Genomic DNA, 16,355 nt, shown 5'->3' on the forward strand with positions numbered 1-16,355 from the left:
CGCAGCCCGCCGGTCGACGGGTAACCTCAGGCGGCCGGACGGAACCGGCGGAGGCGCAGGCTGTTGAGCACGACGAACACGCTGGAGAACGCCATCGCCGCACCCGCGATCATCGGGTTGAGGAGCCCGAGCGCGGCGAGCGGGATCGCCGCCACGTTGTACGCGAACGCCCAGAACAGGTTGCCACGGATGATCCCGAGCGTCCGCCGGGAGAGTCGGACGGCGTCGATCGCCGTGGCGAGGGAACCGGAGACGATACTGAGGTCGGCTGCGCCCTTGGCCGCATCCGTACCCGTCCCCATGGCGATCCCGAGATCCGCCGTGGCGATCGCCGCTGCGTCGTTCACCCCGTCGCCGATCATGGCGACGCGGTGACCGGCCGCCTGGAGCCGTTCGACGGCGGCGACCTTGTCGGAGGGGCTCGCGTCGGCGATCACCTCGGTGATCCCGACTTCGGCCGCGACCCGCGCTGCGACGGCCGCGTTGTCGCCGGTGAGGAGCACCGGTGTCATCCCCAGGGACACGGCGCGTCCGATGGCGGCGTGGGCCTCCGGCTTCACGGTGTCGGCGACCTCGACGACGCCGCGGACCTCGCCGTCCCAGGCGACGACCACCACGGTGCTCGCACGCTCCGCGGCTGCAGCCAGGGCGCTCGCCGCGTCCGGCCCGATGCGGAAGCCCTGGTCCTCCGCGAAGGCGGGACGTCCGGCCAGCACGGTTCCTCCGTTGATCGTGCCGGTGACGCCGAGACCCTCGAGGCTCGCGAAGTCCGAGACCACCGGACGAGTTGCATCGCGGCGGGTCGCTTCCGCGACGATCGCCTCGGCGATGGGGTGCTCGGAGGCCGCTTCGAGCGCTGCGCCGAGCGCGAGCACCTCGTCCGTCGCACCGGCCGCCCAGACCTCCCTGACACTCATCCGCCCGGACGTGACGGTCCCCGTCTTGTCGAGCAGGATGCGGTCGATGCCGCTCGCCCGCTCGAGCGCCTCCGGTCCGGCGATGAGGATGCCGAGCTGCGCGCCACGCCCCGTCCCGACGAGGAGGGCCACCGGTGTCGCGAGCCCCAGCGCACACGGGCAGGCGATGATGAGGACGGCGACCGCGGCGGTGAACGCCGCCTCCATGGTCGAGCCGGTGAGCGCCCACACGATGGCGGTGCCGAGGGCGATCACCAGGACGACCGGGACGAACACGCTCGAGACGCGGTCGGCGAGCCGTTGGACCCGGCTCTTCCCGAGCTGCGCCGCCTCGACCGCCTGAGCCATGCGCGCCAGCTGCGTCTCGGCGCCGACGGCCGTCGCCCGGACGACGAGACTGCCGCCGCGTGCGATCGTGCCACCGATGACCCGCGAGCCTGCCGTGAGCTCGACCGGGACGGACTCCCCCGTGACAAGACTCTCGTCGACACTCGCCGCCCCCTCGACGACGATTCCATCGGTGGCGACGGACTCGCCGGGACGCACGAGGAAATGGTCTCCGACGAGCAGCTGCTCGATCGGGATCCGTTCCTCGGTGCGGGTGGGCGCCATGAGGTCGGTGGGGTCCGGCGCACGGTCCCGGAGCACGGAGACCTCGGAGGCGCCCAGCGTCATGAGGTCGCGGAGTGCCTCGCCTGCCGCACGCTTCGACCGCTGCTCGATGAGCCGGCCGGCGAGCAGGAAGACGGTCACGCCGGCGGCCACCTCGAGGTACAACGCGCTCGACGGGTCGGCGTCGGGTGCGAAGAAGGTGAACTCGTGCCGCATGCCCGTCATCCCGGCCATGCCGAAGAAGAGCGCCCAGACGGACCACAGGTACGCGGCCCCCGTCCCGAGCGTGATGAGGGTGTCCATCGTCACCGAGCCGTGCCGCAGCGTCGCGAACGTCGCCCGGTGGAACGGGTACCCACCCCAGAAGACGACCGGCGTCGCGAGGGTCAGCGAGAGCCACTGCCAGTGGTCGAACTGCCAGGAGGGGATCATCGCGAGCAGCACGACGGGCAGCGCCAGCACCGCACTGACGACGAGGCGGGTGCGGAGCGTCGTCACGGTCGCCGAGGGGTCGGACGTCGTTCCCGACGTCGGAGCCTCCTCCCGGTTCGCCGCGGCGCGTTCGTCAGCGGGCGGACGCACCGTCGCCGTGTAGCCGGCCTTCGCGACGGCCGCGACCAGCTCGTCCGCGGTGACGGTGGAGGGCGCGGTCACCGTCGCCCGTTCGGTCGCGAGATTGACCTGCGCCTCGACACCGTCGAGCGCGGTCAGCCGCTTCTCGACGCGTGCCACGCAGCTCGCGCAGGTCATGCCCTCGATGTCGAGGTCGAGCTGGATGAGTGGTGTGCTCATCAGCGACGACCCACGAGGGTGTAGCCGGCCTCCTGGACGCCGGCACCGATGGCCGCCTCGTCGGCCGACGAGGCGCCCGAGACCGTGACCGTCCCCGCGTCGAGATCCACGGCGACCCCGTCGACGCCGGGCATCGCGGCGAGCTCGGTCGTGACGGCGGAGACGCAGTGCGCGCAGGTCATGCCGTCGACCCGGTAGGTGGTGGTTGCGGTGGTTTCGGACATGCGTCCTCCTCAGTGGATCGGAGCCCTCACTATACCCCCAGGGGGTACCCCTTGCAACCGTCCGCGGGACGCGATCGCCGGGTCAGCCGAGCAGGCCGAGCGCCCGCACCGCCGCACGCTCCTCCTCGAGTTCCGCCACGGAGGCGTCGATGCGGCGCTGCCAGACGGGCGCGATGTCGAGCCCCTCGACCACCTCCCAGCGCCCGTCGACCGAGCGCGCCGGGAACGAACTCACGAGCCCCTCCGGCACGCCGTACCAGCCCTCTGAGGGGAGCGCCACGGACGTCCAGCGCTCCGGCCGGCCCGGGGTCGCCGTGCCGTTCACCCAGTCATGCACGTGGTCGATGGCGGCGGCAGCGGCCGACCCCGCGGACGACGAGCCCCGGACCGCGATGATCTCCGCACCGCGCTTCGCCACCCGTGGGATGAACTCGTCGGCGATCCACTCCTCGTCGACGAGTTCGAGGGCAGGGCGACCACCGACCGTCGCGTGGGAGAGATCCGGCACCTGGGTCGCCGAGTGATTGCCCCAGATCACGACGCCGTCGATCTCGGACACGGGTGCGCCGGTCTTGGCTGCCAACTGCGCGACGGCACGGTTGTGGTCGAGTCGGGTCAGGGCGGTGAACCGTTCGGCCGGCACCCCGGCTGCCGCCGACTGCGCGATGAGTGCGTTCGTGTTGGCCGGGTTGCCGACCACCAGGACGCGCACGTCGTCGGCCGCACCGGCTCCGATCGCCGCGCCCTGCGGTGCGAAGATCCCGCCGTTGGCCGCGAGGAGGTCGGCTCGCTCCATGCCCGGACCACGTGGACGGGCACCGACGAGCAGGGCGACGTCCACCCCGTCGAAGGCGCGCGACATCTCGGTCGTCGCCTCCACCCGGGCCAGGAGGGGGAACGCGCAGTCCTGCAGTTCCAATGCCGTCCCCTCGGCCGCTCCGAGACCCTGCGGGATCTCGAGCAGGCGCAGGACGACGGGCCGGTCCGGTCCCAGCAGCTGACCTGACGCGATACGGAAGAGCAGGGAGTAGCCGATCTGGCCTCCGGCTCCGGTGACGGTGACGACGGTGGGTTCGCTCATACGCCCACGCTACTCCGCGGCCTCCGGGGTGGGTCGTGAGGCCTGCATGTCCGCCTCTGCGGAGTCCACTGCGTCGTGCTCCTCGGGAGACACCGGGCCCACCCGGCTCTTCCGCTGGGCCGAGGTCTCGGACGGCAGCGCGACCGCCGCCTCCGTGATGCGGTTCGCCATCCCGTTGAAGATGATCCCGTGGAACGGCAGGATCGCGAACCAGTAGAGGCGTCCGCCGAGCCCCTTCGGGAAGAAGACGGCGCGCTGCCGGTAGACCGAGCCGTCGCCGACCGGGGTAGCGCTCATCTCCAGCCACGCCAGACCGGGCACGCGCATCTCGGCGCGCAGGCGCAGCATCCGACCGCGTTCGAGGTACTCCACGCGCCAGAAGTCGAGGGCGTCCCCCACGCTCAGGTGCTGCGGATCGTCGCGACCACGTCGCAACCCGACACCACCGACGAGCTTGTCCATCCAGCCACGGATCGCCCACGCCAGCGGGAAGGAGTACCACCCGTTCTCGCCGCCGATGGACTCGATCACCGAGAAGAGACGGTCGGCGCTCGCGGAGGTCTTCCGTTCCTTGAGATCGATGTAGACGGTGTGTCCGGCCCAGTCGGGGTCGCTCGGCAGCGGGTCGCTCGGCGCGCCGTCCACGGTCGCGTTCCGCCAGGAGGTCTCGACCTCACCGTCGCGCATGCGCTGCAGCGCGAGGCGCACCGCACGTCGGTAGCCCGTCAGGCCGCCCTCCGGCGGCGGGATGACCGCGTCGATGTCGTGGTCGCCCATGACGCAGTCGACGAGCAGCGACTCGATGATCGGCGACGCGAGCCGGCGCGGGATCGGCGTCACGAGGTTCACCCACTGCGAGGCCAACCACGGGGTGAGGACCGGAAGCGGCGCGATCGGGCGCTGCGGGAGGCCGGCCTCGACGGCATAGCCGTTCATCATCTGTCCGTACCGGAGGACGTCGGGGCCGCCGATGTCGAAGGCCCGGTTCACGTCGCGGTCGACCTCGGCGCTCGCCAGCAGGTAGTGCAGGACGTCGCGGACCGCGATCGGCTGGATGAAGTTCCGGACCCAGCGCGGCGCCGGCATGTACGGCAGGATGTCCGTCAGATGGCGGATCATCTCGAAGGAGGTCGATCCCGAACCGATGACCACGCCGGCCTGCAGGACGATCGTCGGAACACCTGAAGCGAGCAGGATCCGCCCGACCTCGGTGCGGGACCGCAGGTGCTTCGACAGCTCGACGCCCTCGGGGTGCAGGCCACCGAGGTAGACGATGCGCGACACACCCGCCGCTGCGGCGCCGGCGGCGACGTGCTCGGCGGCGTCGAGCTCCGTCTGCTCGAAGTCGCCCTTGCCGCCCATGGAGTGCACGAGGTAGTAGACGACGTCGACGTCCACGCAGGCCGATGCGACCTGAGCCGCGTCACCGAGATCACCCTCGACGACCTCCACCTGATCGCGCCAGGGCACGTCCGTGAGCTTCTGCGGCGAGCGCACGAGCACCCGGACCGTGTACCCGGCCTCCAGCAACCGCGGCACGAGCCGCCCGCCGATGTAGCCGGTGGCACCCGTGACGAGCACGCGCTTCGGAGTCGATGATTCGGTCATGGGTGCAACGTTACGACCCGTCGACGACAGCGGCGCCCGGCTGTACAGCCGGGCGCCGCTGTGCAAGCACCACGCGGGTGCCACGAGTCGCTACAGGAGCGCCTTCGTGTGCCAGACGGTCTTCACCTCGGTGAACGCGGTGATCCGGTCGAGACTCGCGGGGACCGAGCCCCGGGAACCGTTCGGGCGGACCACCCGTTTGAGCGTCTCGGCCGCGAGGACCTCGAGCTCGATCCAGTCGAGCTCACCGGCGCCGGCGAGGTCGATCGCGTTGACGTCGGCGTGCGATGCGAGCCACGGAGCCATCTCAGCGGGCGATCCGGTCAGCACGTTCACGACGCCGCCGGGGACGTCACTCGTGGCGAGCACCTCGGCGAGGCTGATCGACGAGAGCGGCAGGCGCTCGCTCGCGATCACGACGACCGTGTTCCCCGCGACCAGCGCCGGAGCGACGACGCTCACGAATCCGAGGAGCGACGAGTCCTGCGGCGCGATGAGCGCGACGACGCCCGTCGGCTCCGGAACCGAGAGGTTGAAGTACGGACCGGAGACGGGGTTCGCTCCACCGACCACCTGGACGTACTTGTCCGCCCAGCCCGCGTACCAGACCCAGAGGTCGATGGCCTCGTCGACCTGTGCTGCGGCCTTCGCCTGCGAGACACCTTCGGCCTGGACGATCTCCTCGATGAACTGCGCCCGCCGACCCTCGAGCAGCTCGGCGATGCGGTAGAGCACCTGCCCGCGGTTGTAGGCGGTGGCACCCGACCAACCGGCCAGCGCCGATCGTGCGGCGACCACCGCGTCGCGGGCGTCCTTCCGCGAGGCGAGCGATGCGTTCGCGAGGAACTCCCCCTTGGCGTTCGTCACCTCGTACGTCCTTCCGGATTCGCTGCGTGGGAACTTGCCGCCGATGGCGAGCTTGTAGGTCTTCGGGATGGTGAGCCGGCTCATCGCTGGGCTCCCTTCTTGGCAGCCTTGGGAGCCGCGGTGGGGGCGGACAGTGCGGAACCGGCCGGCGCGAGGTAGGCACCGAGCCCGTGGCGACCACCCTCGCGGCCGTATCCGGACTCCTGGTACCCGCCGAACGGGCTGGCGGGATCGAACCGGTTGAAGGTGTTCGCCCAGATGACGCCGGCGCGGAGCTTGTCCGCGACCGCGAGGATCCGGCTGCCCTTGTCGCTCCAGATCCCGGCCGACAGTCCGTACGGGGTGTTGTTCGCCTTCGCGATGGCCTCCGCGGGCGTCCGGAAGGACATGACCGAGAGGACCGGCCCGAAGATCTCCTCGCGGGCGATCCGGTGGCTGGTGGACACGTTCGTGAAGATCGTCGGCGCGAACCAGAACCCGTTCTGAGGCAGCTCGCAGTCCGGGCTCCACCGTTCGGCGCCTTCGAGCTCGCCGATGTCCGAGAGCTCGCGGATGCGGGCCAACTGCTCGGCCGAGTTGATCGCGCCGACGTCCGTGTTCTTGTCGAGCGGGTCGCCGACGCGCAGCGTCTGCAGACGGCTCTTCAAGCGGTCGACGACCTCGTCGTGGATGCTCTCCTGGACGAGGAGCCGGGATCCGGCGCAGCAGACGTGACCCTGGTTGAAGAAGATGCCGTTGACGATGCCTTCGATGGCCTGATCGATGGGGGCGTCGTCGAACACGATGTTCGCGGCCTTGCCACCGAGTTCGAGCGTCAGGCGCTTGTCGCTGCCGGCGATGGTCTTCGCGATCTCGCGCCCGACGGCGGTCGACCCGGTGAAGGCGACCTTGTTGACGTCGGGGTGGCGCACGATCGCCGCCCCGGTCGCTCCGGCACCCGTGACGATGTTCACGACACCGGCCGGCAGCTCGGCCTGCTGGAGGATCTCGGCGAAGATGAGTGCCGTGAGCGGCGTGGTCTCGGCCGGCTTGATGACGACCGTGTTGCCGGCGGCGAGCGCCGGTGCGACCTTCCACGCGAGCATGAGGAGCGGGAAGTTCCACGGGATGACCTGCCCGGCCACGCCGAGGGCACGGGGGTTCGCGCCGAGGCCCGCGTAGTCGAGCTTGTCGGCCCAACCGGCGTAGTAGAAGAACCAGGCGGCGACGAGCGGGACGTCGACGTCGCGGGACTCCTTGATCGGCTTGCCGTTGTCGAGGCTCTCCGCCACGGCGAGCTCGCGGGCGCGCTCCTGGACGAGGCGCGCGATCCGGAAGAGGTACTTGCCGCGGTCGGCGCCCGACAGCTTCGACCACACGCGGTCGTAGGCACGCCGCGCGGCGGCGACGGCGCGATCGACGTCGGCGTCACTCGCCGCGGAGATCGTCGCGATCGACTGCTCGGTGCTCGGTGAGATCGTCTGGAAGGTCCCACCCGTCCCCTCGGTGAACTCCCCGTCGATGAAGAGACCGTACTCGGAACGGAGGTGGAGGACGGAGGTGGACTCCGGGGCTGGTGCGTATTCGAGGAAGCTCATGATGTCCTAGTCGATGGTGACGTAGTCGGGGCCGGAGTAGTGGCCGGTGGTGAGTTTCTGACGCTGCAGGAGCACGTCGTTGAGGAGGCTCGAGGCACCGAAGCGGAACAGGTGCGGCTGGAGCCACTCCTCGCCGACCGTCTCCGCGACGGTCACGAGGTACTTGATCGCGTCCTTCGAGGAACGGATGCCGCCGGCGGGCTTCACACCGATCTGCTCACCGGTGAGGCGGTGCCAGTCCCGGACGACCTCGAGCATGAGGAGGGTGACCGGGAGGGTCGCCGCGGGCGCGACCTTGCCGGTGGACGTCTTGATGAAGTCGCCGCCCGCGAGGATGGCGAGCCAGGAGGCGCGCTTCACGTTGTCGTAGGTGTTCAGCTCGCCGGTCTCGAGGATGACCTTGAGGTGCGCCGAGGTGCCGTCGCTCCGACGGCAGGCCTCCTTGACCGCGACGATCTCGTCGAAGACCTGACCGTACCGACCGGAGAGGAACGCACCCCGGTCGATGACCATGTCGATCTCGTCCGCTCCGGCGTCGACGGCGTCGGCCGTGTCCGCCAGCTTGACCGCGAGGGAGGCGCGTCCGCTCGGGAAGGCCGTCGCGACCGCCGCGACGTTGATGCCGCCGGCGTCGTGTGCCGCACCGGGCTGCGTGTGCGCCGCGCCGAGGGCCTCGACGGCGTACGGCACCATGTCGCCGTAGACGCAGACCGCGGCGACGCGCGGTGTGGAGGGATCCCCGGCGTCCGGGGTGATGGCCTTGGCCACGAGGGAGCGCACCTTGCCGGGGGTGTCGGCGCCCTCGAGCGTGGTGAGGTCGATGAGTTCGATGATGCGGTCGAGGGCCCAGGCCTTCGACGTCGTCTTGATCGAGCGCGTTCCGAGGTCCGCTGCGCGCTGTTCGAGCCCGACGGCGTCGACGCCCGCGAGGCCGTCGAGGTAGCGTCTGAGGCTGGCGTCGGTGACGGGGCCGTCGACGAGTTCGAGCGCCGTCGGCTTCGCCACGAGGTCGCCTGGTGGAGTGGTCATGGTGCGTTCCTTCCGAGCAGTTCCTGCTCCGGGGTGTGCTGCTTGGCGGATGATGGTTCGTGGTCGGCGAGGAGTGCCGTCGCGGTCGCCTCGTCGGTGACGAGCACGGTGCAGAGGCCGCTGCTGACGACGGCTCTCGCGACGGCGTGCTTCTGGGCTCCGGCGATGACCGCGATGCTGCGAGCGGCACGCCGGAGCGCTTCGAGTCCGAGCCCGACCGTGCGCTCGTCGAGTGTGGGGTCGACGATCATGCCCTCGGCGTCGATGTAGCGCCCGACGACATCGCCGACGGCACCGCGTGCGACCAGGACGTCGACGTCCGCGGCCGTGAGGTATCCGCTGTGGACGAGGGCGGAGTCCGGCCCGGCCACGCCCGCACCGTACAGGTAGGTGTCGGCCGCTGCGGCCGTGCGGAGCACCTCCGCGACCGTGCGGTCCGACTCGATGCTCAGCTTCGTCTCCAGGCGTTCGAAGATCGCCGGGCTCGGGAGCAGGGTGACGTCGCCACGGCCCTTCTCGGCGATCCGTGCAGCCGTGGCGGCCGCGGTGCCGACGCGCTGGTTGAGGCTCACGCCGCCGTTGATCTGCACGACGGAGAGCCCCGTGGCCCAGCCGTCGGACAGATGGTCGGCGATGTCGCGCAGCGTCCTCCCCCAGCTCACGCCGAGCGTCCGCGGCACCGGTCGCATGGCGCCGAGGTAGTCGGCCGCCGCGCGAGCGACGCGTTCGTGGAGGTCGGCACTGTCGCTCGGGCTCGGCACGACGACCGCGTCCGAGAGTCCGAAGCGCTCGCGGAGCGCCCGTTCGAGCGGGAGGCGGCGTGCGCGCGGGTGCACGATCTCGATGCGGATGTAGCCGAGTTCCCGAGCCTGGGCGAGGAGCCGACCGACCTTCCACCGCGTGATGCCGAGCAGCGCGCCGATCTCGTCCTGGGTCTTCGTCTCGTCGTAGTAGAGCTCCGCGGCGCGCACCGCGAGCAGCTCGTCGCTTTCGATCACCTCGGGCCTCCTCCGGATCGTCTCCAGCCTAGGTCGCCACCACCACCCGGACAACGCCTGTTGGTGCTCATGCTCAGATGAGCAGCGCCCGCTGCGCGGATGCGCATCGCCACTGTGGATCCGTCCGGAGGTCTGAAACAGACCGGTCAGCGACCGCGTGCTGCGAGGTCCGCCTCGATCGTCGTCGGTCGGCCGGTGATGCCGCCGGCGATCGCGCACAGCGCGCCCGTGGCCAGCAGGAGCAGCAACGGGACGGTCCACGATCCGGTCACGGCGTGCAGCAGGCTCACGACCAGGGGGCCGAGTGCGCCGAGGGTGTAGCCGACGCTCTGCACGAAGCCGCTCAGGGCGACCGCGCCCTCGTGGGTCGCCGTCCGCAGGTTGATGAGCACGAGGGCGAGCGGGAACAGCAGCGGGCCGAGCCCGGCCAGCAGCACCCACAGCCACGTGAGCGTCGCCGGCCACAGGAGCAGCCCGAGATAGCCGAACACGAAGCACGCGCTCGCGACGTAGACGAGGACGGCGACGTTCCGCAGTCTCGCGACGAGCATCGGGACGATCAGGCTCGCCGGGACACCCATCGCAGAGAAGAGCGAGAGCAGCAGGCCGCCCTGGGCCGGGGTGACGCCGGCGACGTCACCGACGATGGTGGGAAGCCAGGTGAACATCGCGTAGGCGTTCAGCGAGGAGGTGGCGAACACCGCCGCGATGGCCCACGCGATCGGCGAGCGGTGGACGAGGACGCGCCCGGCGCGGGGCACCTCCTCGATCTCGGGATCCGTCGCGGCGGCGGCCCGGGCATCCCGACGCTCCCGGACGATGAGCGTGATCCAGGGCAGCACGGCGAGCATGGCGACGATGGACCACACCCCGAGCGACACCTGCCACCCCGCGGCATCGGCGACCGGTACGGCGATCAGCGGCGGGATGAACGTGCTGACCGACAGGACCGTCGCATAGAGGGAGGTGACGAGGCCGACGCGGTCGGGGAAGTACTTCTTCACCAGCGGCGGGAGCACGACGTTGCCGATGCCGATCCCGGCGAAGCAGAGCGCACTCCCGATCGCGAGGACGGCGAAGTCGGGGGCGAGCGAGCGCATGAGGTGTCCGGCGACGATCGACCCGAGTGCGATGAGCAGTACCGGCTCGAGGTGCAGCCGACGCACGAGTCGCGGGGTGAAGACGCCGAAGAGGGCGAAGCACAGTGGCGGCAGCATCCCGAGGAGTCCCAGCCCGACCGACCCCACGCCGATGTCGCCGTCGATCTCGGCGAAGATCGGCGACAGCGAGGTGACGGCCGTGCGGAGGTTCGCCGCGACCAGCACGATACCGACGAGCGCGAGGGCCCTCCCCCTCCACAGGGGCGGGGTTTCGGGAGTCACGCGCCCCAGTTCGGGGACGGCGCCACCACACGCTCGATCGGTGCGGCGTCCGAACCGATGACGCCGACCGCCCAGGACCGGGATTCGACTCCCGGCTCGTCGACCGCCGGCGGGATGGGTGTGACGTCGGCTCGGATGAACACCTGTGGCGTACCGTCAGGCATGGTGTAGCGCTGGACATCCTCCGGTGCGGCTCCCTCGGCACCCGAGACCTCCGCAGCCATGGCTTCGGTGTCGTCGCCCACCGCGTAGCCACCGACCACCTCGATCCGGACACCCGACTCCTCGGCGGACTCGACGAACACGACCGTCGCAGGGTTGTACGGCTCGCTCTGCTCGACCTCGCGCTCGACGACGGCCACACCACCCCAGGTGTAGCGGGTGCCGGGTGGAGTCTCATTCCCACCGGGATCGGCTGAGACGACGGGGTCTGCGCCGAACGCGGCCGTGAGGGCTGCAACGAGCGATGCGGTGGGGTCGAAGTAGCGCACCGAGGTGATCAGCGTGTCGTCTTCCGCGACGACCTCCACCTTCTCCGCGCCGATGACGACGCGCGAGGCCACAGGCGCGGGTGCCGCCGTGGGTGTGGACGACGTTGCGGTCGTCGTCGGGCTGGCACTCGGCGCAGCCGCTTGCGGCGCACAGCCGACGAGGAGCAGGAGACCCGCGACGAGCGCAGGCAGGACACGAAGACGTGAGTGCATGGTTGGATTCCCCCGGGTGATGTGGCCCGAACGGGCGTTCACCAGCCTATCGATCGGCACGTTCATGCGCGTCGGAGACACCCCGAGACGCGGCGCGTCGGCTAGGACAGCATCCGACGCGCGCGTTCGACGTCGTCGGTCATCTGCACGATGAGCGGCTCGATCCCGGTGAACGCGACCATGCCGCGGATGCGCTCGACGAACTGCACCTCGACCTCGTCGTCGTAGAGGTCGAGATCGGTCTCGTCGAGGACGTAGGCCTCGACCTGCTTCTGCGGGACGCCGTCGAAGGTCGGGTTGTTCCCGACCGAGATCGCCGCCGGATACCGACGTCCTCGCCAGAACAACCAACCCGCGTACACACCGTCCGCGGGGATGAGACCCTGCGAATCCGGAGACAGGTTGGCGGTCGGGAAGCCGAGTTCCCGGCCACGCTTGGCACCGTGGACGACGACTCCCCGCACGCCGGGCGGACGACCGAGGAGTCGCGACGCCTCGCGGACGTCACCCTCCTCGAGGAGTTCGCGGATCCAGGTGGACGACACCCGCCGCCCGCCGCCGGGACGGACGTCGTCGACGACGCGCACGGAGAACCCGTAGACCTCACCGAACGACTCCAGCGTGGCGACCGTGCCGAGGCCGCGATGGCCGAAGCGGAAGTCCTCGCCGACGAGCACCGTCCTGGCGTGCAATGCTCCGACGAGGATCGAGGTGACGAACTCCTCGGGCGTGAGCTGGGCCAGTGTCTGGTCGAAGCGCAGCAGCAAGGCGGCGTCGACCCCGGCGGCCGCCAGGAGACCGAGCTTCTGCTCGTTGCTCACGAGCGACGCCGGGCAGCGGTCGGGGTTGATGAGACTCAGCGGATTGCGGTCGAAGGTGACGGCGACGGAGCTGAGGCCGGCGGCCGAAGCCTCCTCGAGGAGCGCGGCGACGACGGCGCGGTGACCCGTGTGGACGCCGTCGAACTTGCCGATGGTGACGGCCGACGGTCCGAAGGCGTCGGGGACCTGGTCGAGCTCGGTGAACGTGATCATTTGCCGGTACGCCGATGTCCGGCCAACCACCACAGTCCGAGGACCGGGAGGACGAGCGGGATGAAGACGTACCCGCGACCGAAGACGGACCAGACCGTGTCGTGGGGGAAGAGCTCGGGATCGAGCAGGCTCAGCAAGCCGACGATCAGGACCCCGGCGAGCTCGAAGGAGATCGTGGCCCATGCGATCCGCCGCCAGACGGCGCCTGGAGCGACGAGCGAGACGGTCGCCAGGATGTACACCACCGCGGCGACGGCCGAGAGCACGTAAGCCAGGGGCGCCTGGTCGAACTTGGTCGTGATCTGCACCACGGACCGGCCGGTGGCGGCGAGCGCCAGGATGCCGTAGACGGCGACGAGCACGACCCCGACACCACGGACGCGTGGACGGGCTGGAGCGGTGGTGGGGAGAGGCATGACCCGACGATTCTATGCGACGCAGGCCCTCGCCCAGGCACTTCGCGACGGTCACGCGGGCTGCGGCGCCCTCGCCCTCCACCGTCGTCGATGCGCCGACGGTCAGCCGAGCTGGACGGTCCAGATCTGCTCCATGCGGTAGAGCATCACCGCGATCGCGAGACAGACGACGCCGAGGACGACCGTCGACCATCGGGTGCGGTCGACGAGCGCCCAGAACCCGCCGGCGATCGGCAGGATCATCGCGGAGACGAGGTAGGTGTAGAACTCGGGCACACTCCCCGTGGCGGTGTTCCCGAACGCGGGTGCGGCGATCGCCACCACCAGCTGCACGATGAGGAGGACCTCGACGAGTGCTGTCGCCCCCATCGTCAGGTCGTTCGGCGCGCGCCCGGCGAATCCGAGCACGATGCAGAGGAGCCCGGCCACGACCGCGACCGCGATCTGCGCGAGGGTGAACCACTCGATCATGCCGGTTCCTCCGCCGGGAAGTTCACGACCGACTTGAGCGAGCCGCCACGGCGCTCCACGAGCCCCACCAGTCGGCCGTCCGGAGCGATGGCGGCGATCGGACCGGTGTGGCCGGCCGGCAGGTCGCGTTCGAGCCGCTTCCCATGGCCGAGGTCGACCGCCTCCTGCTCCGTGAGATCGAGGGCACCGAACAGGCGCTTCGCGACGTCGGCCGGGTGCAACAGTGCCGTCTCCACGTCGAGGTCGTCGATCGTCGACGCGTCCGTGACGTCGAAGGGTCCGATGCGGGTCCGGCGAAGCGCGGTGAGATGGCCGCCGACGCCGAGGGATGCCCCCAGGTCGCGGGCGAGGGCGCGGATGTAGGTGCCGGACGAGCAGACGACCCGGACGTCGACGTCGACGGCCGCGCCATCCCGACGGATGGTCAGCACGTCGAACGCACTGACGGTGACCGCTCGGGACTTCAGCTCCACCTCGATCCCCTCGCGGGCCAGGGCGTAGGCGCGCTTCCCGCCCACCTTGATGGCGCTCACCGTGCTCGGCACCTGCTCGATGTCGCCCGTCAGCGGACGGATCGCGGCGATGATCGCGTCGTCGTCCACCGCTGCCACCGCGGCCTGGTCGGCGCGCTCGGTGACCTCACCTTCGGCGTCGTCGGTGGAGGTCGCCTCGCCGAGGCGGATGGTCGCCGTGTACTCCTTGTCGAGACCGACGATGAACGTCAGCAGTCGGGTCGATGAGCGCGTGCCCAACACGAGCAGCCCAGTGGCCATGGGGTCGAGCGTCCCCGCATGCCCCACCTTGCGCGTGCCCGCGAGCCGTCGCACCCGGGCGACCGCGTCGTGGGAGGTGTGCCCCTGCGGCTTGTCGATGAGGAGGATACCGGGACGGGCGGACGCCGACCCGGGTGCTGCTGTGCTGTTCTCGACCACCCTGCAACGGTACCAGCGGCCGTCGGCACCGCCGGGCGGCCGGAGCACCCCCTGGACGGCGGCGCTCAGCAGAAATCGGCGAAGATCCGCTGTGGGTGCCGCTCGTCCGTGTTGTCCACGAGGGCGGTCGCCCGCGCGGTCGGGTCGTCGTCCTTGCGGTAGAGCGCCTGCCCGCCCACGTAGCGCGCGTTGGACGGCGCCGTCGGGTCGGCGTCGACGCCGAGGCGCTCGTGCAGCCGCTCGTAGGCCGTCGCCATCGGGACGTCGAGCCAGACCGACGCATGCCAGAGGCCGCGGAGCTCGGGACGGTTCAGGAAGACGCCGTCGACGATGAGGACGGCGTCCTGCGGGCCGGTCGTCCAACGCAAGGGAGCGCCGACGTCGCGCTGCTCGTCGAACCCGACGAGTTGGAAACCGGCGCTGCCAGCCAGGCGGAAGGGCTCGACGAGTACCCGGCGGAACAGCGAATAGTCGAACGAGTCGAGCCAGTAACCCTCGGCAGAGTCCCGCCCCCGCGCGTACCGTTCCTCGCGAGGACGGTGGAAGTCGTCGATCGACGCGCGGAACACCGCGCGTCCGGCCTCGTCGAACACCTCGGCCAGTCCGTCGGCGAACGCCGCCGTGCCGGAGCCGCTGACGCCGTCCACCGCGATGAGGGTACGGCCTCGTGGGTAGTCCCGCTGGAACTGGTCTCGCAGCTGCCGGAGCAACTCGATCCGTGGTGTCGTGACGAGCTTCATGGCGCCGAGCCTACCCGCGCGGATCGTAGGCTGGTGCGGTGCCGCCCGAACCCTCCGACCTCGCCCCGCTCGTGACGGGATGGTTCCGCACCAATGCGCGCGACCTCCCGTGGCGACGCCCGGGGTTCCCCGCCTGGGGCACACTCGTGTCGGAGTTCATGCTCCAGCAGACGCAGGTCAGCCGGGTGATCCCGCGGCTCGAGGAGTGGCTCGGGCGCTGGCCGACGCCCGCCGACCTGGCGGCCGAACCACCGGCCGAAGCCGTCCGCGCCTGGGGCCGACTCGGCTATCCGCGCCGAGCGCTCTGGCTCCATGCGGCGGCCACCCAGATCGCCGAACGGCACGACGGCATCGTCCCGTCGGACGTGGACCAGCTCCTGGCGCTCACCGGCATCGGCGACTACACCGCTCGCGCCGTCGCCGTCTTCGCCTACGGGGACCGGCACCCGGTGGTGGACACGAACACCCGACGGGTCATCGCCCGAGCCGTCCGCGGCCAAGGCGAGCCCGGGCCACCGAACGCCAAGGCGGACCTCCCCGCCATGGAGGCGCTCCTGCCGGCGTCCCGCTCGGAGGCAGCCGTCTTCAACGCAGGGCTGATGGAGATCGGCGCGGTGGTCTGCACAGCTCGAGCACCGCGGTGCGAGGAGTGTCCGCTCCGCGAGGTGTGCGCTTGGCGCGCAGCGGGATACCCGGCCTACGACGGACCGGTCAAGACGAAGCAGAAGCAGTTCGCGGGCAGCGACCGACAGGTCCGGGGCATCATCATGGCCGAGCTCCGCTCGACCCACCGCTCGCTGACGGACGCGGAGCTCCGGGCGCTCTGGCCCGACGGCGAGCAGTTCGACCGCGCACTCGCCGGACTGGTCGCCGACCGCCTCGCGGTGCGCGTCGACGGCGGATACGCGCTCCCCCACGACTGACCGCTCGCTGAGCCCCCCCCCCCCCCCACGTCGACAGGCTCAGAGACC

Annotated in this window: 16 protein-coding genes; 1 reads left to right on the forward strand and 15 read right to left on the reverse strand. The window is 70.7% G+C overall.

From position 1 onward, the window contains the following. Positions 1 to 26: 26 nt before the first annotated feature. The 15 genes from CCK91_RS10055 to CCK91_RS10125 all read right to left on the reverse strand — a co-directional run bounded on the left by CCK91_RS10055 (position 27) and on the right by CCK91_RS10125 (position 15,384). Positions 27 to 2,321 carry a heavy metal translocating P-type ATPase gene (locus CCK91_RS10055; RefSeq protein ID WP_086473912.1) on the reverse strand — a complete coding sequence of 765 codons (2,295 nt, stop codon included), beginning with the start codon at positions 2,319 to 2,321 and terminating at the stop codon, positions 27 to 29. Further along, a complete protein-coding gene (locus CCK91_RS10060) occupies positions 2,321 to 2,545 on the reverse strand; it encodes a heavy-metal-associated domain-containing protein (protein WP_086473913.1) in 225 nt (74 codons plus the stop codon). Before CCK91_RS10060 ends, CCK91_RS10055 begins: the two co-directional genes overlap by 1 nt. Before the next feature lie 82 nt (positions 2,546 to 2,627). Further along, entirely contained in the window at positions 2,628 to 3,626 is a 999-nt protein-coding gene (locus CCK91_RS10065; RefSeq protein ID WP_086473914.1) for a malate dehydrogenase, read from the reverse strand. 9 nt (positions 3,627 to 3,635) lie between these two features. Then, entirely contained in the window at positions 3,636 to 5,234 is a 1,599-nt protein-coding gene (locus CCK91_RS10070) for an SDR family oxidoreductase (RefSeq protein WP_086473915.1), read from the reverse strand. A 90-nt stretch (positions 5,235 to 5,324) separates the two neighbouring features. Further along, the gene (locus CCK91_RS10075; protein ID WP_086473916.1) at positions 5,325 to 6,185 is read right to left on the reverse strand and encodes an aldehyde dehydrogenase family protein; all 861 of its coding nucleotides are present in this window, start codon (positions 6,183 to 6,185) and stop codon (positions 5,325 to 5,327) included. Beyond that, a complete protein-coding gene (locus tag CCK91_RS10080) occupies positions 6,182 to 7,678 on the reverse strand; it encodes an aldehyde dehydrogenase family protein (protein WP_086473917.1) in 1,497 nt (498 codons plus the stop codon). Before CCK91_RS10080 ends, CCK91_RS10075 begins: the two co-directional genes overlap by 4 nt. A gap of 6 nt (positions 7,679 to 7,684) precedes the next feature. Then, the gene (deoC, locus tag CCK91_RS10085) at positions 7,685 to 8,707 is read right to left on the reverse strand and encodes a deoxyribose-phosphate aldolase (protein WP_071262338.1); all 1,023 of its coding nucleotides are present in this window, start codon (positions 8,705 to 8,707) and stop codon (positions 7,685 to 7,687) included. Beyond that, complete coding sequence (locus tag CCK91_RS10090; protein ID WP_086473918.1) at positions 8,704 to 9,705, reverse strand: sugar-binding transcriptional regulator; 1,002 nt, start codon at positions 9,703 to 9,705, stop codon at positions 8,704 to 8,706. Before CCK91_RS10090 ends, deoC begins: the two co-directional genes overlap by 4 nt. A 146-nt stretch (positions 9,706 to 9,851) precedes the next feature. Beyond that, positions 9,852 to 11,087 (reverse strand): MFS transporter, encoded by a 1,236-nt coding sequence (locus CCK91_RS10095; protein WP_086473919.1) that lies wholly within the window; start codon positions 11,085 to 11,087, stop codon positions 9,852 to 9,854. Then, positions 11,084 to 11,791: a hypothetical protein gene (locus CCK91_RS10100; protein ID WP_133059974.1), complete on the reverse strand. Its 708-nt coding sequence runs from the start codon at positions 11,789 to 11,791 to the stop codon at positions 11,084 to 11,086. The genes CCK91_RS10095 and CCK91_RS10100 overlap by 4 nt, the downstream gene beginning before the upstream one ends. 101 nt (positions 11,792 to 11,892) lie before the next feature. After that, the gene (locus CCK91_RS10105) at positions 11,893 to 12,825 is read right to left on the reverse strand and encodes a bifunctional riboflavin kinase/FAD synthetase (RefSeq protein WP_086473921.1); all 933 of its coding nucleotides are present in this window, start codon (positions 12,823 to 12,825) and stop codon (positions 11,893 to 11,895) included. Continuing rightward, positions 12,822 to 13,241 (reverse strand): hypothetical protein, encoded by a 420-nt coding sequence (locus CCK91_RS10110; protein ID WP_086473922.1) that lies wholly within the window; start codon positions 13,239 to 13,241, stop codon positions 12,822 to 12,824. The genes CCK91_RS10105 and CCK91_RS10110 overlap by 4 nt, the downstream gene beginning before the upstream one ends. A gap of 102 nt (positions 13,242 to 13,343) precedes the next feature. Continuing rightward, positions 13,344 to 13,712 carry a hypothetical protein gene (locus CCK91_RS10115; protein WP_086473923.1) on the reverse strand — a complete coding sequence of 123 codons (369 nt, stop codon included), beginning with the start codon at positions 13,710 to 13,712 and terminating at the stop codon, positions 13,344 to 13,346. After that, complete coding sequence (truB, locus tag CCK91_RS10120) at positions 13,709 to 14,644, reverse strand: tRNA pseudouridine(55) synthase TruB (protein WP_086473924.1); 936 nt, start codon at positions 14,642 to 14,644, stop codon at positions 13,709 to 13,711. The genes CCK91_RS10115 and truB overlap by 4 nt, the downstream gene beginning before the upstream one ends. 65 nt (positions 14,645 to 14,709) lie before the next feature. Next, positions 14,710 to 15,384, reverse strand: a complete 675-nt coding sequence (locus CCK91_RS10125) for a uridine kinase (protein ID WP_086473925.1) — start codon at positions 15,382 to 15,384, stop codon at positions 14,710 to 14,712. 38 nt (positions 15,385 to 15,422) lie between these two features. On the opposite strand from CCK91_RS10125, the gene CCK91_RS10130 reads away from it, so the two are divergent. Continuing rightward, positions 15,423 to 16,307: an A/G-specific adenine glycosylase gene (locus CCK91_RS10130; protein WP_242664503.1), complete on the forward strand. Its 885-nt coding sequence runs from the start codon at positions 15,423 to 15,425 to the stop codon at positions 16,305 to 16,307. The last annotated feature ends 48 nt before the right edge of the window (positions 16,308 to 16,355 follow it).

Origin of the sequence: Plantibacter elymi (nom. nud.), from assembly GCF_900177795.1 — a bacterium.
GTDB classification, from domain to species: domain Bacteria; phylum Actinomycetota; class Actinomycetes; order Actinomycetales; family Microbacteriaceae; genus Plantibacter; species Plantibacter elymi.